This is a genomic window from Bacillus toyonensis BCT-7112, assembly GCF_000496285.1.
Lineage (GTDB): Bacteria > Bacillota > Bacilli > Bacillales > Bacillaceae_G > Bacillus_A > Bacillus_A toyonensis.
Map to the genome: position 1 here is coordinate 3,355,001 of NC_022781.1, position 18,922 is coordinate 3,373,922.

Sequence of the window (18,922 nt, forward strand, 5' to 3'; positions counted from 1 at the left end):
ACCGACACAGGTAGGCGAGGAGAGAATCCTAAGGTGTGCGAGAGAACTCTGGTTAAGGAACTCGGCAAAATGACCCCGTAACTTCGGGAGAAGGGGTGCTTTCTTAACGGAAAGCCGCAGTGAATAGGCCCAAGCGACTGTTTAGCAAAAACACAGGTCTCTGCGAAGCCGTAAGGCGAAGTATAGGGGCTGACACCTGCCCGGTGCTGGAAGGTTAAGGAGAGGGGTTAGCGTAAGCGAAGCTCTGAACTGAAGCCCCAGTAAACGGCGGCCGTAACTATAACGGTCCTAAGGTAGCGAAATTCCTTGTCGGGTAAGTTCCGACCCGCACGAAAGGTGTAACGATTTGGGCACTGTCTCAACCAGAGACTCGGTGAAATTATAGTACCTGTGAAGATGCAGGTTACCCGCGACAGGACGGAAAGACCCCGTGGAGCTTTACTGTAGCCTGATATTGAATTTTGGTACAGTTTGTACAGGATAGGCGGGAGCCATTGAAACCGGAGCGCTAGCTTCGGTGGAGGCGCTGGTGGGATACCGCCCTGACTGTATTGAAATTCTAACCTACGGGTCTTATCGACCCGGGAGACAGTGTCAGGTGGGCAGTTTGACTGGGGCGGTCGCCTCCTAAAGTGTAACGGAGGCGCCCAAAGGTTCCCTCAGAATGGTTGGAAATCATTCGTAGAGTGCAAAGGCATAAGGGAGCTTGACTGCGAGACCTACAAGTCGAGCAGGGACGAAAGTCGGGCTTAGTGATCCGGTGGTTCCGCATGGAAGGGCCATCGCTCAACGGATAAAAGCTACCCCGGGGATAACAGGCTTATCTCCCCCAAGAGTCCACATCGACGGGGAGGTTTGGCACCTCGATGTCGGCTCATCGCATCCTGGGGCTGTAGTCGGTCCCAAGGGTTGGGCTGTTCGCCCATTAAAGCGGTACGCGAGCTGGGTTCAGAACGTCGTGAGACAGTTCGGTCCCTATCCGTCGTGGGCGTAGGAAATTTGAGAGGAGCTGTCCTTAGTACGAGAGGACCGGGATGGACGCACCGCTGGTGTACCAGTTGTTCTGCCAAGGGCATAGCTGGGTAGCTATGTGCGGAAGGGATAAGTGCTGAAAGCATCTAAGCATGAAGCCCCCCTCAAGATGAGATTTCCCATAGCGTAAGCTAGTAAGATCCCTGAAAGATGATCAGGTTGATAGGTTCGAGGTGGAAGCATGGTGACATGTGGAGCTGACGAATACTAATAGATCGAGGACTTAACCATATAATATGAAGCAATGTTATCTAGTTTTGAAAGAATATAAAAAACTTATTGACTTTAAAAGTTGAATAAGTTAAAATGATTCTTGTCTTAAATGAATATAGTCTGGTAATGATGGCAGAGAGGTCACACCCGTTCCCATACCGAACACGGAAGTTAAGCTCTCTAGCGCCGATGGTAGTTGGGACCTTGTCCCTGTGAGAGTAGGACGTTGCCAGGCAAATGGAGGATTAGCTCAGCTGGGAGAGCACCTGCCTTACAAGCAGGGGGTCGGCGGTTCGATCCCGTCATCCTCCACCATTTATGTCGGAGGGGTAGCGAAGTGGCTAAACGCGGCGGACTGTAAATCCGCTCCTTCGGGTTCGGCAGTTCGAATCTGCCCCCCTCCACCATTTCTTAATTATTGGGCTATAGCCAAGCGGTAAGGCAACGGACTTTGACTCCGTCATGCGCTGGTTCGAATCCAGCTAGCCCAGCCATTAAGAGCCATTAGCTCAGTTGGTAGAGCATCTGACTTTTAATCAGAGGGTCGAAGGTTCGAATCCTTCATGGCTCACCATTTTCAATAAAATATGCGGGTGTGGCGGAATTGGCAGACGCACTAGACTTAGGATCTAGCGCCTTTGGCGTGGGGGTTCGACTCCCTTCACCCGCACTTTTAATAAAATATCTCATAACATGTCTTGCGGAAGTAGTTCAGTGGTAGAATACAACCTTGCCAAGGTTGGGGTCGCGGGTTCGAATCCCGTCTTCCGCTCCAATTTTCAATATGACATGCCGGGGTGGCGGAACAGGCAGACGCACAGGACTTAAAATCCTGCGGTGGGTGACCACCGTGCGGGTTCGACCCCCGCCCTCGGCACCATATGCGCCCGTAGCTCAATTGGATAGAGCGTTTGACTACGGATCAAGAGGTTAGGGGTTCGACTCCTCTCGGGCGCGCTTTTATTAACGGGAAGTGGCTCAGCTTGGTAGAGCACCTGGTTTGGGACCAGGGGGTCGCAGGTTCAAATCCTGTCTTCCCGATTTTCCCAAAAACATGGGGCCTTAGCTCAGCTGGGAGAGCGCCTGCCTTGCACGCAGGAGGTCAGCGGTTCGATCCCGCTAGGCTCCACTTTATTTATTATATGTCTCGGAGGTATACCCAAGTTCGGCTGAAGGGATCGGTCTTGAAAACCGACAGGCGGTGAGAATCGCGCGGGGGTTCGAATCCCTCTACCTCCTCCATTTTCTTTTGAAATGGTTTAGCTACATATAATAATAAAATATTTATTTTCCTTCATGGAGGTATACCCAAGTTCGGCTGAAGGGATCGGTCTTGAAAACCGACAGGCGGCGAGAGTCGCGCGGGGGTTCGAATCCCTCTACCTCCTCCATTTTTAAAATATTATATTGTCGCGGGGTGGAGCAGTACGGTAGCTCGTCGGGCTCATAACCCGAAGGTCGCAGGTTCAAATCCTGTCCCCGCAACCAAATGGTCCCGTGGTGTAGTGGTTAACATGCCTGCCTGTCACGCAGGAGATCGCCGGTTCGACCCCGGTCGGGACCGCCATTTATGTTGGCTCGGTAGCTCAGTCGGTAGAGCAGAGGACTGAAAATCCTCGTGTCGGCGGTTCGATTCCGTCCCGAGCCACCATTTTTTTTATGCCGGCTTAGCTCAATTGGTAGAGCAACTGACTTGTAATCAGTAGGTTGGGGGTTCAAGTCCTCTAGCCGGCATCATTTAGGGGCATAGTTTAAAGGTAGAACTGAGGTCTCCAAAACCTCCAGTGTGGGTTCGATTCCTACTGCCCCTGTAAAGTATATGGGCCTATAGCTCAGCTGGTTAGAGCGCACGCCTGATAAGCGTGAGGTCGATGGTTCGAGTCCATTTAGGCCCACCATATATTTATTCCGCAGTAGCTCAGTGGTAGAGCTATCGGCTGTTAACCGATCGGTCGTAGGTTCGAGTCCTACCTGCGGAGCCATGGCCCGTTGGTCAAGTGGTTAAGACACCGCCCTTTCACGGCGGTAACACGGGTTCGAATCCCGTACGGGTCATAAAGAAAGAGTCAGCAATATGCTGGCTCTTTTTTATTGTGTATAATCCTCTTTTTTATCATCTTATTTTCCTCAAATAAATAAAGGGATTTAGGAAAAACTATGGTATGTATTAAAAGGAGGAGATAAAAAATGACGCAAGTTAGAGACTTTATGAGTACTCATATTGTACATTGTACACCGTTAGATAATGTATATGAGGCTGCTGTAAAAATGAAGGAAGAATCAGTTGGATTGATTCCTGTTCTTGAAAATGAACAAGTCGTTGGGCTTGTTACTGATCGAGATTTAGTTGTTCGAGGGATTGCTGAAAAACATCCTGGGTCTAATAAAATTACAAATGTAATGACGACAAACATTGTTTCGGTTTCTCCAGATGATTCTATTGAAAAAGCTACAGAATTAATGGCACAGTATCAAATTAGACGATTGCCAGTAGTTGAGGGCGGTCAACTTGTCGGGATGCTAGCATTAGGTGATTTAGCTATAAGAGAAGCGGCAGATGATCAAGCTGGGTTCGCTTTAAGTGAAATCTCGGAACGTACGGAATAAAGTTAAACTTTAATTAGTGAAAGTGTTATTGTCCACAAATAGTGGGATAAATGATGGATAAAAATCAGATACATTATTCTAGTATATGTGGATTAAACTAATATATTAGCGTGATGTATCTGAGACATTATATAATAAGTACATAGTTAAGGTTTTCGACAGTTTATTTAAATTTTTCATTCCTAATTTTAAATAAGAGAAAAAGTGATATACTGATAGATATAAGTATTATGATAGGTTTTGAATATAACAATATTTATTTTTAGTGTTGTAATAATCAATTAATATTTCCTACGTAGATAAAGTGAAACTTTAATTATTGGGGGGGTTGTCCATCCTCCAACGATTATTCGTTGAACCAATCGGGCTTTTACGGGCAGTTTTATTTCCCACCTAACTTCCTCGCATTCACTGGATTTTGAGGTGGGCGTCTTACTGCCCGGCAAATAGCGGGATAAAAAGGGAAGGGGAATTATATGAGGGCTGTACAGGGCGATCCAAATTGGAATTTGGTTACAGATACATATATAGAACCAAATAATTTTGCTGAATTATTATCTTTACTTGTACCTTGTCACCCAAAAGGTGAAGGAAAAGAGCGAACTATATTAGCATGGAAAGAAAAAGAATTTTATAAAGAAGAAAATTTAGCAGCAGTTATCGTTTATGGAATGAATAGAGTAAAGAATTTACCACAGTTTCATAAAGATGAAATTCCAACCTTAGTACGTATTCTTCGTTTATGTCAAGAGATTGGTTGGTATGAAGAGGCAAATACTTTTATGGTAACACAAGGGCTAGCTGAATTTGTCCAAACTTCATTGGAATATGAAACATGGGATCTTTTGACACAAGCAGTTGCTTTAAACTATTTAGTTATTAAATATCGTGTCGGGGAATTAACAGATGGGGATGTAGAAATTTGGGATAGAGTTAAATTTAATGAGAAATGTATAACAAATTGTAAACATCTATTATCTCAAAAAGAAATATTAGAGTTTACATTCTTCTATATGTGTAAGAGGGCTAAAGCACAGTCAAAAGAGCAGCTGAATAGTGATATGATGAGTCTAGCGATGTATTGTAATACTTTTGTGTATGATTTATATAGACATGACTTGTTGCGAAAGTATCGTAAGTGTACAGATTTTCTATCATATTATGGACCTAGTCAAGTAGTTTTAGCTTGTCAAAGAGCTGTACTTTCTCAAATTTCAGATCGATTAGATCCACTAAAGACAACTCATGTAGATGATTATTTATATGTGATGAAAGAAATGATGGAACATATGACAATAGGTATAATGGATCGATATAACCATTTTATCGGAAAGTTATTATCATACGTGCCATTTTTCGAAATGATTCAAGTTCCACAGCATGCATATTATTGTGAAGAATTACTGTATATTTGTAAGGGCATTGAATATAAAGAGGAAATACTACGCAATTATATATTTATACAATTACATGATTGTTTACCATCATTCTTTAAACTATTTCTTAAAAATAAGCGTTATGCGACGATTCATGATATTCTTTTCTATTGGTGTGACGATGAACAAAGAATGGGTTTAGAGAAAAAATATAATCTTAGTTTTATTTATGAAAAATATGCTTGTGGCTAAACAGTATTTTACATATGAAAAATTAATATAAATTAAAAAGGATCTCAATGTTATGTGAGATCCTTTTTTGTTAGTAAAACAAGGAGAAAGTGATTAAGATGAGAAATAGCATTCCATATAGGAGAAGTTGTGCAGTATAACTTCCTTGTATACCAAAAAAAGTATTTAGTTTTCCGTATAAATTCAATATATATTTCATTGTGTTATCTTTGAAAGATTGGTACACAGTGTCTCCTCTTTCTAAGCTTCTTGTTCATGTTTTTTATTATTAGGGACATTAATGTATCTAGCTATGAATAATAAAACAGCCATAAAGAATACGGGAATTATAGTAGATAAATAAAAGCCATTACTAATAACATTTGTTATAAGGGCACTTAATAGAAAAATAGCATTATAAACATGGGCAACTTTTTGCTTTAGTCGCACTTGAAATGACTCCATCATAATTTCTAGAGCAACAAAAGCAATGATAATAGATAAAAATACAGTGTTTGTATTGTAAATTATTAAACAACAGATTAAACCTAAAAAGGCTAAGTATTCAATGAAGAGAGGTATATTGCGTGGCATACAATTTACCTAACTAAATACGGCAGTGGATTTACTGCATTTGTTTTTTCAAAATTCCATTCTCCATTATGTAATTCGAAATGGAGGTGTTGTCCGTATGAATGACCTGTGTTACCCATATGACCTAGTAATTGTCCAGTTTGTATTTGATCACCAGCTTGTACAGTGCGATCTTTCATATGAGCATAAACTGTTGTATATAATTTCCCGTTTATTTGATGGGCGATGAACACTACATTGCCATAACTAGCTGAATAATATGATTTAATAACTTTACCTGCAGCGGCAGCTTGAATGGAGACGTTACCTTGTGCTGCAATATCTATTCCATAATGCATTTGTTCCCAGCGTATATCAAAGGTTGAGCTGATTTTTCCTTGAGTAGGGAATTTGAAAACTGCTGGAATAGCTGAAGATTGAGCTGTTTGAGCTTGTGATTGCTGTTGATTTTGTACCACATAGTGTTTGGCCACATACCCGTATCCTGTGCCAAAACGAATTTTATACCAAGTTCCTACTGTTTCTACTACTTGTATCTGTGTACCGTTTTGTAAAGAACCAAGTAGAGTACCATTTGTGCTAGCATTGCTACGTACATTTAATTTAGGTGTTGCAACAGTATATTTCGTATCATTTTGAACTGTGATTCCTTTTACTAAGGGCTGCGAACCATTAGATACGAATGCTTTTTGTACATAACCTGTTTGACCGTTATGTGAAATTTTATACCATTCGCCTTGTTCTCCTTGAATAGTCACGAACTTACCATTTGGTAATACATCTAAAATGGAAGATTCTAAATTAGGTTCAGAGCGAACGTTCAATGCATTAGCATTGACGATGTATTGATTAGTAGATTGAAGTTTGTTTTTTTGCAGAATAGCATCTTTTTGTACATAGCCTACTTTATTATTAACAGATACTTTATACCAATCCTTCGTTGTTTTAAGTATGTTAACTTTCGTATTAAAGCGAATTGTATCAAGGGATGTGCTATTTGTATTATCTTCTTTATGTAAGGCTACTTGATCGACTTTGACATATCCAGTTTTGACATTAGATAATTGTTCAGCGTTTGCTTTTTGTACATTTGTTTCGCCCATAGAAGGAAGTAATGAGGCGATTGCGACAGTAGTTGCTGTTAGAGCTGTAGCTTTCATATTCATATAATAGAGACCTCCTCTAGTTGTATAGTTAGTTGTAATTTTATTATAGTATAAAGATATAATATAGTGGGTGTATTCACATAAATGTAATATGAAATCAATATAAAAATAAATTTTTTCAGGATAATGATTCCTTTTTGTGGAATTAATTGGTATTTTATTTTACGAAATAGAATAATAATTATTATATAACTCTGTAATTTCGTTGACAATTGAGAAAATTAAAACAGTTGATGATGTCTTATTAGGGTGTTATACTGACAGTGATAATTTTATAGTTTGCTAGGAGAGCTGGTGTTGCCAGCTGAGAGTAAGACCTTAAGTCTTTGATCCTTTTCATTACCTGATCTAGATTATGCTAGCGTAGGGAAGCAATTCGGACACTAATGATGAGTCCCCGTTTCTTTGCGTATAGAAACGGGGCTTTTTTATTTGAAAATTTTATATTGAAACCACTAGGGGTGCTTTTCGTGCTGAGAGAGGAATAATCCTTAACCCTTACAACACCTGATCTAGGTAATACTAGCGAAGGGAAGTGGAACAACGAATAAACTATAATTTTATTTGTTGTAACCACTTCTGATTATAGAAGTGGTTTTTTATTTAGATACATATATTGAAGGGGGAAATAGAAATGAAATTTTGTAATAGATTGTTAGAAACTGTACAACCAGTTTGGGAGATGAGTCATAATCATCCATTTGTAGTAGGGATGGGGGATGGCACGTTAGAAAAAGATAAGTTTCAGTATTACATTATTCAAGATTATTTATATTTGTTAGATTATGCAAAGCTATATGCCATCGGTGTTGTAAAGGCAACGAATCCACAAGTAATGGGAAAATTTGCTGAACAAATTGATGGAATATTAAATGGAGAAATGACGATCCATAAACAGTATGCAAAAAGGCTTGGAATTTCTATAGAGGAGATAGAATCAGCAAAACCATCTGCTAAAAATTTAGCTTATACAAATTACATGATGTCTGTATCTCAAAATGGCACACTTGCGGAATTAATAGCAGCACTTCTTCCATGTATGTGGAGTTATTGGGAAATTGGAAAGCGTTTAAATGATATTCCTGGAGCGAGAGATCATGAGTTCTTTGGTGAGTGGATTCAAGGATATAGTTCTGAAGAATACGGTAACCTTTGTATTTGGTTAATAGATTTATTAGATGAAATGGCAATTGGAAAGTCAGAGCGAGAGCTAGAAAGATTAGAGGAGATTTTCTTATATTCCAGTCGATTTGAATATTTATTCTGGGATATGTCCTATCGTAAGGAGATGTGGGGATTTGAGGAGCAAGAACATACTACAGTTTCATAATGTTTCTTTTCATTATGATGAGAAGCCAATCATCGATGAATTAAATACTTCTATACAAGAGAAAGAGTTTGTAAGCATTATTGGGCCAAGTGGCTGCGGGAAAAGTACTCTATTTCGCCTTATTACAGGCTTAGAAGAAGTTAGTACTGGACGGATAGAGCTGACAGAAACAAAAAGTCATCCTGTAGGGTATATGCCTCAAAAAGATATGCTCCTGCCGTGGAGAACAATTATTGAGAATGCTGCTTTGCCACTAGAATGTCAGGGTGTACAGAAGAAAGAAGCACAAGTAAAGGCAAAGGAACTGTTACATAAATTTGGTTTACAAGGATACGAGGGAAAATACCCGAAAGATTTATCTGGCGGTATGAGGCAGCGCGTATCTTTTATCCGAACATTATTAACAGGCGGAGAGATATTATTGCTAGATGAACCGTTTAGCGCATTGGACGCTTTAACGAAGGCATCTTTGCAAGAATGGTTGTTTGAACAATGGAAAGAGTGGGAAAAAACAATTTTATTTATCACTCATGATGTGGAAGAAGCGTTGTTTCTTTCGAATCGAATTTTAGTGGTGGAACAGCAGCCGATAACTACTTTGACTGAACGGATTGTGCCGCTTGATCATAACAGAACACGAAAAGATTTATATAAACCGGATGTGTTAGCGCTGAAAGATGAGCTTCTTAGTATGTTACAAAGGCAGGTACTCGTATGATGAACCGATTGAAAGAATTAGTTCCTGCCATTACACTTTCTAGCATTTTACTCGTTATGTGGGAAATAGGAGCAAGAATTGTAGATGAAATGTACATTTTACCGTCACCGTCAGCAATTGTAATGAAGATATGGGAACTAAAAGACATATTATTTACGGTTCATTTACCGGCAACGTTATACGTCGTTTTAATAGGTGTTGTTATTTCTATCGTATTAGGTGTAGGGCTAGCGATGTTAATGAATGCGAGTACATGGATGGAAAGGGCATTTTATCCATTATTAGTTGCCTCACAAACGATTCCTATTACAGCGCTTGCTCCGCTTTTCGTTTTATGGTTTGGATATACCCTCTGGAGTAAGGTTGTTGTTACAGTTTTAATTACGTTTTTCCCTATTGCGGTCAATACGTATGACGGACTGCGTAGTACGAAAAAAGAATGGGAGGAGCTCTTAGTTACATATGGAGCAACGAAGAAAGATGTTTTTCTTAAGTTAAAGTTACCGTCTGCTCTTCCTTATTTTTTTTCAGCTTTAAAAATTGCAGTTCCGCTTAGTGTAATTGGGGCAGCAATCGGTGAATGGCTCGGTGCACAAGCTGGGCTTGGTTATTTCAGTAAGAGAATGATGACACAGTTAGATGGAGCTGGTGTATTTGCACCCATTGTATTGTTATCATTATTAGCTATTTTCTTCGTCATACTTATTTCCATATTAGAAAAGAAATTCATTAGTTGGAGGAAGCATTCATGAAATTTTTAAAACGCATCTTTGTGTTTACATTATTAGTTGCAATGATTGCAGGATGTTCGAGTAATTCAGCATCAGATAAAAGTAAAAAAGAGAAAGAAATAACGGTTATGCTCGATTGGTACCCAAATGCGGTACATAGCTTTATTTATGCAGCAATTGAAAAAGGCTACTTTAAAGAAGAAGGAATAAAGGTAAATATAAAATTCCCTTCTAATCCAACTGATCCATTAACTTTAGCTGCAGCAGGGAAAGTGACAGTTGGTTTGTATTATCAGCCAGATGTTGTTATGGCCAGAGCAAATGAACAAATTCCAGTGAAATCAATTGGAGCTGTCGTACGTTCACCGTTAAATCATGTCGTATCGCTGAAATCAGCAGGTATTCAATTACCGAAAGATTTAGAAGGAAAAACAGTAGGATATTCTGGAACTCCTTTAAGTGAAGCATATTTAAAAACAATGATAAAAGAAGCTGGTGGTAATCCTGATACGGTGAAAGTAGTTGATGTTGGCTTTGATTTAGTACCAGCGTTAATTACGAAAAAAGTGGATGCTGTAACAGGAGCATACATTAACCATGAAGTACCTGTTATGCGTCATGAAGGCCATGAACCAGCGTACTTTAATCCAGCAGAATATGGTGTGCCGAATTATCATGAACTTGTTTTCGTAACAGGTGATAAAACGTTGAAAAAAGATAAAGAAGCATTGCAAGCCTTTTTACGTGGGGCAAAAAAAGGGTATGACTTTATGAAGAAAAGCCCTGATGAAGCATTAAATATTTTATTAGATCATCAAGAAAAAGAAAACTTCCCGCTTGTACCAGAAGTTGAAAAAGAAAGCATGAAAATTTTATTAGAGAAGATGGAAACGAAAGATGAGCCATTTTTATCAGATTCAAAAGAGTCATGGGAGAAACAAAACAAATGGTTGAAAGACAAAGGAATGACGAAAGAAATTGTTCCTGCCGATGAATTATTCGAAAACATTTTAAAGTAGGCGAATGAATATGAAAAATGAGCTCCATGTAATCTCAAATGGCCATATGCCATTCGAAGAGTTAGTGAATGTAGCGATGCAAATTGAGAGTGAGATTGATTATTTGCATATTCGTGAGCGTGAGAAAAGTACGAAGGAATTATATAAAGGGGTGGAAAGTCTTTTGAAAAAAGGCTTTCCAGCATCTAAGCTTGTTATAAATGATCGAATTGATATCGCCATTTTATTAAACATTCCGCGTGTTCAACTAGGATACCGAAGCGCAGATGTAAGGTTAGTGAAAGAAAAGTTTTCTTATTTGCATGTCGGTTATTCAGTACACTCGTTAGAGGAAGCGATAGTAGCATTTAAAAATGGAGCGGATTCACTCGTTTATGGTCATGTATTTCCGACAGATTGTAAAAAAGGTGTGCCAGCGAGAGGACTTGAAGAAATTTCAGACATTGCAAGCTGTTTATCTATACCGATTACAGCGATTGGAGGAATTACCCCAGAAAACACAGTAGATGTTCTTACTAACGGTGTAAGCGGTATAGCAGTTATGTCCGGAATTGTAAGTAGTAGTAACCCATATAGCAAAGCGAAATCTTATAAGGAATCAATAAGAAAGTGGGCGGAAAAACATGTGTGAGAAGTATGATGTAGCGATTATTGGCGGTGGTGTAATTGGTAGCTCAGTTGCACATTTTCTAGCAGAAAGAGGACATAAAGTAGCAATTATAGAGAAGCAAAAAATTGCATCAGAAGCTTCTAAAGTAGCTGCTGGCCTGCTTGGTGTTCAAGCAGAATGGGATGCGTATGACCCGCTATTTGAACTTGCTAGAGAAAGCCGAGCTATATTTCCACAACTTGCAACAGTTTTACGTGAAAAGACGGGTATTGATATTGGATATGAGGAGAAAGGGATATATCGTATTGCACAAAACGAAGATGAGAAGGAAAGAATTCTTCACATTATGGATTGGCAACAGAAAACAGGTGAAGATTCATATTTTCTAACGGGAGACCATTTACGGGAAAAAGAGCCATTTCTATCCGAATCCATTATAGGAGCGGTATATTATCCGAAAGATGGTCACGTTATTGCACCAGAGCTTACGAAAGCATTCGCGCATTCTGCATCAATTTCCGGTGCGGATATATATGAACAGACAGAAGTGTTTGATATTCGTATTGAAAATAATAAAGTGACTGGTATTGTTACGAGCGAAGGTATAATCACATGCGAAAAAGTGGTGATTGCCGGTGGCTCATGGAGCACGAAGTTACTAGGTCATTTTCACCGCGAATGGGGTACATATCCAGTTAAAGGAGAAGTAGTAGCGGTAAGAAGTAGAAAACCACTTTTAAAGGCACCTATTTTCCAAGAAAGATTTTATATTGCTCCAAAGCGCGGCGGACGTTACGTAATTGGAGCAACGATGAAGCCGCATACGTTTAATAAAACTGTACAACCGGAAAGCATTACTTCTATATTAGAGCGTGCTTATACAATATTGCCAGCTTTAAAAGAAGCAGAGTGGGAAAGCGCATGGGCAGGATTAAGACCACAATCGAATCACGAAGCTCCTTATATGGGAGAACATGAAGAAATAAAAGGTTTATATGCTTGTACGGGCCATTATCGAAACGGCATTTTATTAAGCCCTGTTTCTGGTCAATATATGGCGGATTTAATAGAAGGAAAGCAGGAGAATCACTTGCTAGATTCATTGCTTTCTAAAACGGTTTAGAAAGGGGATGGAAGTTTGAATTTAAAAATTAATGGTAACCAAATTGAAGTACCAGAGAGTGTAAAAACAGTAGCTGAGTTACTTACACATTTAGAGTTAGATAACAGAATTGTTGTAGTAGAGCGTAATAAAGATATTTTACAAAAAGATGATCATACAGATACATCTGTTTTTGATGGAGACCAAATTGAGATTGTAACTTTCGTAGGAGGCGGTTGATTATGTTAAACATTGGACCATTGTCATTTCAGTCTAGACTTTTATTAGGAACAGGGAAATTCCCTGATTTTGACGTACAGCAAAAAGCAATTGACGCTTCTGAAGCTGAAATTTTAACGTTTGCAGTACGTCGTATGGATATATTTGATGCAAAGCAACTTAATTTATTAGAGAAGCTTGATGTGAAAAAATATACGTTATTACCAAATACAGCTGGAGCAAAAAATGCTGAAGAAGCTGTTCGTATTGCAAAATTAGCAAAAGCTTCAGGGCTTTGTGACATGATCAAAGTTGAAGTTATTGGTGATGATAGAACGTTGTTACCTGATCCAGTAGAAACGTTAAAGGCATCTGAAATGTTACTAGAAGAAGGGTTTATCGTACTTCCGTACACATCTGATGATGTTGTATTAGCACGTAAATTACAAGAACTAGGTGTGCATGCAATTATGCCAGGAGCATCACCAATCGGTTCAGGGCTTGGTATTGTAAATCCGTTAAATTTAAGCTTCATTATTGAACAAGCGACAGTACCGGTTATCGTTGATGCAGGTATTGGTAGCCCAGCTGATGCAGCGTTTGCGATGGAATTAGGAGCAGATGGTGTGTTATTAAATACGGCTGTATCAGGAGCAAAAGATCCTATTAAGATGGCATACGCAATGAAGTTAGGTATTGAGGCAGGTCGCATAGGCTTTGAAGCGGGGCGTATTGCACGTAAACGTTGTGCAACTGCAAGCAGTCCTTTAGAAGGAATGAGTGTAGTTGAATAATCGATATTCTCGCCAAGAACTATTTTCTCCAATTGGGGAAGAAGGACAGCAAAAGATAAGAGAAAAGCATGTGCTTATTATCGGCGCAGGCGCACTTGGTAGTGCAAATGCAGAAATGTTTGTAAGAGCTGGTGTTGGGAAGATAACAATTGTTGACCGTGATTATGTCGATTGGAGTAATTTACAAAGACAACAATTGTATGCAGAGAGCGACGTGAAAAATAATCTTCCGAAGGCTATAGCGGCTAAAAAGCGTTTAGAAGAGATTAATAGTGATGTAACAATAGAGGCCCTCGTTCAAGATGTAACAGCTGAGGAGCTAGAAGAACTTGTTACAAACGTTGATGTAATGATTGATGCGACTGATAATTTTGAAACACGTTTTATTGTGAATGATATAGCACAAAAATATTCTATTCCATGGATTTATGGTGCATGTGTAGGCAGTTACGGTCTTTCTTACACAATTCTTCCTAGTAAAACACCATGTTTATCATGTTTATTACAATCGATTCCGCTTGGCGGGGCGACATGTGATACAGCGGGTATTATATCACCTGCTGTATCTCTTGTCGTTTCTCATCAAGTAACAGAAGCTCTTAAACTGTTAGTAGAAGATTATAAATCACTTCGAGATGGACTTGTATCGTTTGATATGTGGAAGAATGAGTATTCATGTATGAATGTGCAAAAACTTCGCAAACATAATTGTCCTTCGTGCGGAGAGAATGCATTATATCCGTATTTAAATAAAGAGAATACATCGAAAACAGCAGTTTTATGCGGGAGAAATACAGTTCAAATTAGACCACCTCATAAAGAAGAAATGGATTTTGAACAATATAAACAGCTACTAGAAGGCCGTGTGAATGATTTAAATGTAAATCCATATTTACTATCTTTCTCTGTTGAAGAAAAGAGGTTAGTTGCCTTCAAAGATGGCCGTGTACTTGTACATGGAACGAAAGATATAAGCGAAGCAAAGACGATTTATCATCGCTATTTTGGATAGAAAAGGATGAGTGAGATGGAAGTGAATAAAGCTTTAACAATTGCAGGATCTGATAGCGGCGGTGGTGCTGGTATTCAAGCGGATTTAAAAACATTCCAAGAGCTTGGTGTGTATGGGATGACGGCAATTACGGCAATTACTGCTCAAAATACGCTTGGCGTTCAAGGGGTATATCCTGTTCCATTAGAAGGTATTACGGAACAGCTGAATTCAATTGGTACGGATTTAACACCAGATGCAGTGAAACTAGGAATGTTATTTAGTAGTGAAATTATTCAAATTGTGGCAGAACAGATTAAGAAATTTGGTTGGAATAATATTGTGCTAGATCCTGTTATGATTGCAAAGGGCGGAGCATCATTATTACAGCAAGAAGCAGTTCAAGCATTAAAGGAATATTTATTACCAGTAGCAACAGTTATTACACCGAATGTTCCAGAAGCTGAAGTGTTAACTGGGATGGAGATTCATAATATAGAAGATAGTAAGAAAGCTGCGAAAGTATTGCACGAATTAGGTGCTAAATATGTGCTTATGAAGGGCGGACATGCGGAATATCAAGGTAATGAAGTAATTGATTTACTCTTTGATGGAGAAGAGTTTATTGAATTTAGAAGTGAACGAATTCCTTCGAAACAAACGCACGGAAGTGGCTGTACATTTGCTTCAGCAGTTACAGCTGGACTTGCGAAAGGATACTCAATGGACGAAGCAGTTCAAGAGGCAAAACGATTTATTAGTATAGCAATTGAAGAGCCATTGAATATTGGTAGTGGTCATGGACCAACGAATCATTTTGCGTATAAATTGAATAAAGCATAAGCATGAAGAATGAAAAGGCCAGTTTTACAACTGGCTTTTTTTGTTTACTTTTTCAAAATACAAGAGTAATATATCAGCCAGAATACATTTTTTGTAATACGCTGAGTCCAAATATATGGAGCGGAGGAACCAATTTTGTGCATCGTCACTTGGGGTGAATCTTTCAGTTTTGAAAGTAGGGCTACTCTCAAAGCCCGAATCCGACAGCTAACTTCGTAAGCGTTTTGAGAGAGGACGGTGCCATGATGGATACATCACTTCATCGATCCGATTAGTATAGGGGAATATCAATCTACGTTTGAATTCTTTTATGCTAAGGAGGATGAGGTACATGGAACTAACACTTATTTGTGTTGGAGAAAAAAACAAGGTAAAGAGTTTAAGAGAGCTAGTAGCATTTCAGCATGAGTTAATTATTTTTACAGCCAATGAAGAGATAGCGGCTGAAGTTAGAGATTATGGGTTTGAATCAGCTTATAGCTGTAATAAGGAGAAAGATTTTACTAGTATGTGCACACGAATTAAGAAGGTGATTTTACTAGGGGATGAGCTTCCAACAGTTAGTTTCTTCACAGAACACATTCGTTTTTCTTTTCAAGCGCCTATTACTGTTGTTACAAGGAATAAACGATATCCAGCGCGGCTCTATGAAACAATTGGAGCTAAATTTGTCGTGTTTACGAACTGTGATAATATTTCGTTTTTATTTTTTGAATAGGGCGGGGGAAGAAATGATGAAGGTACTACTATTTGGAGATATAGCAAATCGTTGGGCGGTATCGATCGAGAGGGTTCAAGAATTGGCACAGATTGATCCTATTTTTCCAGGGCCATATATTTTATTACCATCAAAAGATGCTTTGTATTTAGAGGCGGATATTATTGAATATGAGCAGTTACATGCAGAATTATCACAAGTTTATATCCGTGGGAGAAATTTACGTGCTTTTTTATGTGGTAAATAAATTCTGAATGAAAACGAGAGCGAATGTTAAGTGTGCCTAAGTGGGGTGCTTATATACATTCGCTCTTTTTTTTATATATAAAAGGTCATTTCTATGAAAAAGAAAGAAAAGACAAGAAAACAGATGAAAGAATATTAATAATACGTAATGTAAGCGTTTAAATAGCGTAATATTTTCTTATTTTAAGTAATTTACCTCTTTACAAGTGAAATATAGAGGAGTATATTTACTCTCATAAATCATTTATCAAATTTCCAAAAAAAACCTAAAATCGCTGAGTTCCAGAAATGGAGCGGGGGAACCAATTTTGTGCATCGTCACTTGGGGTGAATCTTTCAGTTTTGAAAGTAGGGCTACTCTTTAGGCCCGAATCCGACAGCTAACCTCGTAAGCGTTTAGAGAGGAGGTTTACTTTTTGTTGTTCATTTTTTGAATACTGAGTAGAGCTCAGTGTTCTTTTTTAATATTTTAATGGTAAATTTTAACATTTAAAGTGAGGGATTGTTATGTTAGATGTTGTGATGATCGGAATTTTTGTTGTATTAGTAGCATCGATGGCAAGTCTTGCAAGTTGGTCAGATAAAGTTGTGAAAGAAGGGAAGCAATCATGATGATTGCCTTATCGGTTATTGTTGCAGCGATTACGGTGTACTTAGTATACGCATTATTAAATCCAGAAAAGTTTTAATTAGGGGGAATCATTCATTATGATTTGGGTTGCAGTCATTATTACAATGCTCTTGTTTATTTTAGTAGCAAAGCCAACGGGGATTTATTTAGAGAAAGCCTTTCAAGGTAGCAAAATGCTAGATAAAGTATTCGGGCCTTTTGAGAAACTTATTTTTAAAATTACAGGTGTAAAAGGATACAATCAAACGTGGAAACAGTATGCATTATCATTAGTTCTACTCAACGGATTTATGATTGTCGTTGTATATTTCATTTTTAGATTACAAGGTGTATTGCCATTAAATCCAGCGCATATTGAAGGGATGGAGCCTACGCTCGCTTTTAATACAGCGATTAGTTTTATGGCTGATACAAACTTACAACATTACAGCGGTGAAAATGGTTTATCTTATTTATCACAATTAATCGGGATTACATTTTTAATGTTTGCGGCACCAGCAACGACGTTAGCGATTGTTATGGCTTTTATAAGAGGACTTGCTGGAAAAGAACTTGGCAACTTTTTCGTTGATTTTACGAGGGCGTTAACGAGAGTGTTTCTTCCTATCGCATTTATTGCAGCGTTAGTCTTTGTCGCACTTGGTGTACCACAAACGTTAGATGGGGCGGTTACAGCACAAACGATTGATGGAGCAAAACAAAGTATTTTACGAGGGCCTGTTGCATCATTCGTTTCTATTAAGGAACTTGGGAATAACGGCGGTGGATTTTTCGGGGCAAACTCTACACATCCTTTTGAAAATCCAGGACAAATGAGTAATATTTTGCAAATGATGCTTATGATGTTATTACCAACAGCACTTCCATTTACGTACGGACGAATGGTAGGAAATAAAAAACAAGGGCGTATCCTTTTCGTTTCACTATTCATGGTGTTTTTACTAGGATTTATAACGATTACGACATCTGAACTAAACGGGAATCCGGCATTAAATGGAATGGGTATCGAACATGTACAAGGAAGTACAGAAGGGAAAGAAGTACGATTTGGAACAGTATTCTCTTCACTATACGCAACAGTAACGACAGCTGCTGAAACAGGGGCCGTTAATACGATGCATGATACGTTAACGCCAATTGGCGGTTTAGTTCCACTCGTAAATATGATGTTGAATACAGTATACGGCGGTGTTGGAGCGGGCTTTATTAATATTATTATGTATGCAATTATTGCAGTCTTTATATCTGGATTAATGGTCGGAAGAACACCAGAGTTTTTAGGTAAAAAGATTGAAGGTAAGGAAATGAAATTAATTGCAGTAACGATTCTATTTCATCCATTACTTATCTTAGGATTTTCTGCATTAGCTCTTTCAACAAGTTTAGGAACGGATGCGATTTCTCATTCCGGTTTTCACGGTTTAACGCAAGTTGTATATGAATACACATCGTCAGCTGCGAATAATGGATCTGGATTTGAAGGATTAGCAGATAATACACCGTTTTGGAATATTACGACTGGTTTAGTTATGTTTTTAGGACGCTATTTCAGTTTAATTACGATGCTAGCTGTAGCAGCTTCATTGAAAGAGAAGACGGTAGTACCAGAAACAGTCGGAACGTTCCGTACGGATAATGGTTTATTTGGAGGAATCTTTATTGGAACGATTGTAATTGTTGGTGCATTAACATTTTTCCCGATGTTAGTACTTGGCCCAATTGCAGAATTTCTTACATTGAAGTAATGGAGG

General features: G+C 38.7%; 19 protein-coding genes, 20 tRNA genes, 2 rRNA genes and 4 riboswitches (1 of these 45 only partly in view). Of the genes, 39 read left to right on the forward strand and 2 right to left on the reverse strand.

What is annotated here, in order from left to right; translation table 11 throughout:
• The 24 genes from BTOYO_RS17065 to BTOYO_RS17180 form a co-directional block, all read left to right on the forward strand.
• Positions 1–1,263: ribosomal RNA gene (locus BTOYO_RS17065) — 23S ribosomal RNA — on the forward strand; it begins 1,659 nt to the left of the window's first position.
• 101 nt (positions 1,264–1,364) lie between these two features.
• Positions 1,365–1,480: ribosomal RNA gene (rrf, locus tag BTOYO_RS17070) — 5S ribosomal RNA — on the forward strand.
• 4 nt (positions 1,481–1,484) lie between these two features.
• Positions 1,485–1,560, forward strand: a tRNA-Val gene (locus BTOYO_RS17075).
• Positions 1,561–1,568: 8 nt separating this feature from the next.
• A tRNA-Tyr gene (locus BTOYO_RS17080) sits at positions 1,569–1,652 on the forward strand.
• Positions 1,653–1,664: 12 nt separating this feature from the next.
• A tRNA-Gln gene (locus BTOYO_RS17085) sits at positions 1,665–1,739 on the forward strand.
• A 4-nt stretch (positions 1,740–1,743) separates the two neighbouring features.
• Positions 1,744–1,819 (forward strand) — tRNA-Lys (locus tag BTOYO_RS17090).
• 15 nt (positions 1,820–1,834) lie between these two features.
• Positions 1,835–1,915 (forward strand) — tRNA-Leu (locus BTOYO_RS17095).
• 30 nt (positions 1,916–1,945) lie between these two features.
• Positions 1,946–2,020, forward strand: a tRNA-Gly gene (locus tag BTOYO_RS17100).
• Positions 2,021–2,036: 16 nt separating this feature from the next.
• Positions 2,037–2,125 (forward strand) — tRNA-Leu (locus tag BTOYO_RS17105).
• A 3-nt stretch (positions 2,126–2,128) separates the two neighbouring features.
• Positions 2,129–2,202, forward strand: a tRNA-Arg gene (locus tag BTOYO_RS17110).
• Positions 2,203–2,212: 10 nt separating this feature from the next.
• A tRNA-Pro gene (locus tag BTOYO_RS17115) sits at positions 2,213–2,286 on the forward strand.
• A 15-nt stretch (positions 2,287–2,301) separates the two neighbouring features.
• A tRNA-Ala gene (locus BTOYO_RS17120) sits at positions 2,302–2,374 on the forward strand.
• Positions 2,375–2,394: 20 nt separating this feature from the next.
• A tRNA-Ser gene (locus tag BTOYO_RS17125) sits at positions 2,395–2,487 on the forward strand.
• Positions 2,488–2,543: 56 nt separating this feature from the next.
• A tRNA-Ser gene (locus tag BTOYO_RS17130) sits at positions 2,544–2,636 on the forward strand.
• A 20-nt stretch (positions 2,637–2,656) separates the two neighbouring features.
• Positions 2,657–2,733 (forward strand) — tRNA-Met (locus BTOYO_RS17135).
• Positions 2,734–2,736: 3 nt separating this feature from the next.
• A tRNA-Asp gene (locus BTOYO_RS17140) sits at positions 2,737–2,812 on the forward strand.
• Positions 2,813–2,820: 8 nt separating this feature from the next.
• Positions 2,821–2,896, forward strand: a tRNA-Phe gene (locus BTOYO_RS17145).
• Positions 2,897–2,906: 10 nt separating this feature from the next.
• Positions 2,907–2,979: transfer RNA gene (locus tag BTOYO_RS17150), tRNA-Thr, on the forward strand.
• 6 nt (positions 2,980–2,985) lie between these two features.
• Positions 2,986–3,056 (forward strand) — tRNA-Trp (locus tag BTOYO_RS17155).
• A gap of 10 nt (positions 3,057–3,066) precedes the next feature.
• Positions 3,067–3,143, forward strand: a tRNA-Ile gene (locus BTOYO_RS17160).
• A 9-nt stretch (positions 3,144–3,152) separates the two neighbouring features.
• Positions 3,153–3,227 (forward strand) — tRNA-Asn (locus BTOYO_RS17165).
• Position 3,228: 1 nt separating this feature from the next.
• Positions 3,229–3,300, forward strand: a tRNA-Glu gene (locus BTOYO_RS17170).
• Positions 3,301–3,432: 132 nt separating this feature from the next.
• Positions 3,433–3,852, forward strand: coding sequence for a CBS domain-containing protein (locus BTOYO_RS17175; protein ID WP_000195540.1), 420 nt, complete (start codon positions 3,433–3,435; stop codon positions 3,850–3,852).
• A 476-nt stretch (positions 3,853–4,328) separates the two neighbouring features.
• Positions 4,329–5,480: a DUF3965 domain-containing protein gene (locus BTOYO_RS17180; RefSeq protein WP_001203042.1), complete on the forward strand. Its 1,152-nt coding sequence runs from the start codon at positions 4,329–4,331 to the stop codon at positions 5,478–5,480.
• A 240-nt stretch (positions 5,481–5,720) separates the two neighbouring features.
• On the opposite strand, the gene BTOYO_RS17185 is transcribed toward BTOYO_RS17180, so the two are convergent.
• Entirely contained in the window at positions 5,721–6,053 is a 333-nt protein-coding gene (locus tag BTOYO_RS17185) for a hypothetical protein (protein WP_001137815.1), read from the reverse strand.
• A gap of 5 nt (positions 6,054–6,058) precedes the next feature.
• Positions 6,059–7,219, reverse strand: a complete 1,161-nt coding sequence (locus BTOYO_RS17190; RefSeq protein ID WP_001056043.1) for an SH3 domain-containing protein — start codon at positions 7,217–7,219, stop codon at positions 6,059–6,061.
• Positions 7,220–7,493: 274 nt separating this feature from the next.
• Positions 7,494–7,606: riboswitch (TPP riboswitch) on the forward strand.
• A gap of 60 nt (positions 7,607–7,666) precedes the next feature.
• A riboswitch (TPP riboswitch) is annotated at positions 7,667–7,770 on the forward strand.
• Between the two features lie 83 nt (positions 7,771–7,853).
• Between BTOYO_RS17190 and tenA the strand changes: the two genes are divergently transcribed.
• From tenA to kdpA, 15 genes are all read left to right on the forward strand, one after another.
• Positions 7,854–8,549, forward strand: coding sequence for a thiaminase II (gene tenA / locus BTOYO_RS17195; protein ID WP_000666918.1), 696 nt, complete (start codon positions 7,854–7,856; stop codon positions 8,547–8,549).
• A complete protein-coding gene (locus tag BTOYO_RS17200; RefSeq protein ID WP_001256787.1) occupies positions 8,518–9,267 on the forward strand; it encodes an ABC transporter ATP-binding protein in 750 nt (249 codons plus the stop codon). The genes tenA and BTOYO_RS17200 overlap by 32 nt, the downstream gene beginning before the upstream one ends.
• Complete coding sequence (locus tag BTOYO_RS17205) at positions 9,267–10,019, forward strand: ABC transporter permease (RefSeq protein WP_002038041.1); 753 nt, start codon at positions 9,267–9,269, stop codon at positions 10,017–10,019. Before BTOYO_RS17200 ends, BTOYO_RS17205 begins: the two co-directional genes overlap by 1 nt.
• Positions 10,016–11,017, forward strand: coding sequence for an ABC transporter substrate-binding protein (locus tag BTOYO_RS17210; RefSeq protein WP_000670423.1), 1,002 nt, complete (start codon positions 10,016–10,018; stop codon positions 11,015–11,017). The genes BTOYO_RS17205 and BTOYO_RS17210 overlap by 4 nt, the downstream gene beginning before the upstream one ends.
• A gap of 10 nt (positions 11,018–11,027) precedes the next feature.
• Positions 11,028–11,648, forward strand: a complete 621-nt coding sequence (gene tenI / locus BTOYO_RS17215) for a thiazole tautomerase TenI (RefSeq protein ID WP_000787173.1) — start codon at positions 11,028–11,030, stop codon at positions 11,646–11,648.
• Entirely contained in the window at positions 11,641–12,750 is a 1,110-nt protein-coding gene (gene thiO, locus BTOYO_RS17220) for a glycine oxidase ThiO (RefSeq protein ID WP_000333292.1), read from the forward strand. Before tenI ends, thiO begins: the two co-directional genes overlap by 8 nt.
• 15 nt (positions 12,751–12,765) lie before the next feature.
• Entirely contained in the window at positions 12,766–12,969 is a 204-nt protein-coding gene (gene thiS / locus BTOYO_RS17225) for a sulfur carrier protein ThiS (protein WP_001049505.1), read from the forward strand.
• 2 nt (positions 12,970–12,971) lie between these two features.
• On the forward strand, positions 12,972–13,742 hold the full coding sequence (gene thiG / locus BTOYO_RS17230) for a thiazole synthase (protein ID WP_000932006.1): 771 nt from the start codon (positions 12,972–12,974) through the stop codon (positions 13,740–13,742).
• On the forward strand, positions 13,735–14,754 hold the full coding sequence (gene thiF, locus BTOYO_RS17235) for a thiazole biosynthesis adenylyltransferase ThiF (RefSeq protein WP_001065429.1): 1,020 nt from the start codon (positions 13,735–13,737) through the stop codon (positions 14,752–14,754). Before thiG ends, thiF begins: the two co-directional genes overlap by 8 nt.
• Before the next feature lie 15 nt (positions 14,755–14,769).
• Positions 14,770–15,576, forward strand: a complete 807-nt coding sequence (thiD, locus tag BTOYO_RS17240) for a bifunctional hydroxymethylpyrimidine kinase/phosphomethylpyrimidine kinase (protein ID WP_000453550.1) — start codon at positions 14,770–14,772, stop codon at positions 15,574–15,576.
• Between the two features lie 89 nt (positions 15,577–15,665).
• A riboswitch (cyclic di-AMP (ydaO/yuaA leader) is annotated at positions 15,666–15,814 on the forward strand.
• Positions 15,815–15,907: 93 nt separating this feature from the next.
• Positions 15,908–16,294 (forward strand): hypothetical protein, encoded by a 387-nt coding sequence (locus tag BTOYO_RS17245; protein ID WP_000424095.1) that lies wholly within the window; start codon positions 15,908–15,910, stop codon positions 16,292–16,294.
• A gap of 13 nt (positions 16,295–16,307) precedes the next feature.
• Positions 16,308–16,541 carry a hypothetical protein gene (locus BTOYO_RS17250; protein ID WP_002038038.1) on the forward strand — a complete coding sequence of 78 codons (234 nt, stop codon included), beginning with the start codon at positions 16,308–16,310 and terminating at the stop codon, positions 16,539–16,541.
• Positions 16,542–16,803: 262 nt separating this feature from the next.
• A riboswitch (cyclic di-AMP (ydaO/yuaA leader) is annotated at positions 16,804–16,949 on the forward strand.
• Between the two features lie 98 nt (positions 16,950–17,047).
• A complete protein-coding gene (locus BTOYO_RS17255; RefSeq protein ID WP_000887889.1) occupies positions 17,048–17,152 on the forward strand; it encodes a SipW-dependent-type signal peptide-containing protein in 105 nt (34 codons plus the stop codon).
• Entirely contained in the window at positions 17,149–17,229 is an 81-nt protein-coding gene (gene kdpF / locus BTOYO_RS17260) for a K(+)-transporting ATPase subunit F (protein WP_000972378.1), read from the forward strand. Before BTOYO_RS17255 ends, kdpF begins: the two co-directional genes overlap by 4 nt.
• A gap of 19 nt (positions 17,230–17,248) precedes the next feature.
• Positions 17,249–18,916 (forward strand): potassium-transporting ATPase subunit KdpA, encoded by a 1,668-nt coding sequence (gene kdpA, locus BTOYO_RS17265; RefSeq protein WP_000638325.1) that lies wholly within the window; start codon positions 17,249–17,251, stop codon positions 18,914–18,916.
• Positions 18,917–18,922 lie beyond the last annotated feature (6 nt).

Coding starts and splice junctions, on each gene's coding strand:
- BTOYO_RS17175 (WP_000195540.1), top strand. CDS start 3,433: ATGACGCAAGTTAGAGACTTTATGAGTACTCATATTGTACATTGTACA.
- BTOYO_RS17180 (WP_001203042.1), top strand. CDS start 4,329: ATGAGGGCTGTACAGGGCGATCCAAATTGGAATTTGGTTACAGATACA.
- BTOYO_RS17185 (WP_001137815.1), bottom strand. CDS start 6,053: ATGCCACGCAATATACCTCTCTTCATTGAATACTTAGCCTTTTTAGGT.
- BTOYO_RS17190 (WP_001056043.1), bottom strand. CDS start 7,219: ATGAATATGAAAGCTACAGCTCTAACAGCAACTACTGTCGCAATCGCC.
- tenA (WP_000666918.1), top strand. CDS start 7,854: ATGAAATTTTGTAATAGATTGTTAGAAACTGTACAACCAGTTTGGGAG.
- BTOYO_RS17205 (WP_002038041.1), top strand. CDS start 9,267: ATGAACCGATTGAAAGAATTAGTTCCTGCCATTACACTTTCTAGCATT.
- BTOYO_RS17210 (WP_000670423.1), top strand. CDS start 10,016: ATGAAATTTTTAAAACGCATCTTTGTGTTTACATTATTAGTTGCAATG.
- tenI (WP_000787173.1), top strand. CDS start 11,028: ATGAAAAATGAGCTCCATGTAATCTCAAATGGCCATATGCCATTCGAA.
- thiO (WP_000333292.1), top strand. CDS start 11,641: ATGTGTGAGAAGTATGATGTAGCGATTATTGGCGGTGGTGTAATTGGT.
- thiG (WP_000932006.1), top strand. CDS start 12,972: ATGTTAAACATTGGACCATTGTCATTTCAGTCTAGACTTTTATTAGGA.
- thiD (WP_000453550.1), top strand. CDS start 14,770: ATGGAAGTGAATAAAGCTTTAACAATTGCAGGATCTGATAGCGGCGGT.
- BTOYO_RS17245 (WP_000424095.1), top strand. CDS start 15,908: ATGGAACTAACACTTATTTGTGTTGGAGAAAAAAACAAGGTAAAGAGT.
- BTOYO_RS17250 (WP_002038038.1), top strand. CDS start 16,308: ATGATGAAGGTACTACTATTTGGAGATATAGCAAATCGTTGGGCGGTA.
- BTOYO_RS17255 (WP_000887889.1), top strand. CDS start 17,048: ATGTTAGATGTTGTGATGATCGGAATTTTTGTTGTATTAGTAGCATCG.
- kdpF (WP_000972378.1), top strand. CDS start 17,149: ATGATGATTGCCTTATCGGTTATTGTTGCAGCGATTACGGTGTACTTA.
- kdpA (WP_000638325.1), top strand. CDS start 17,249: ATGATTTGGGTTGCAGTCATTATTACAATGCTCTTGTTTATTTTAGTA.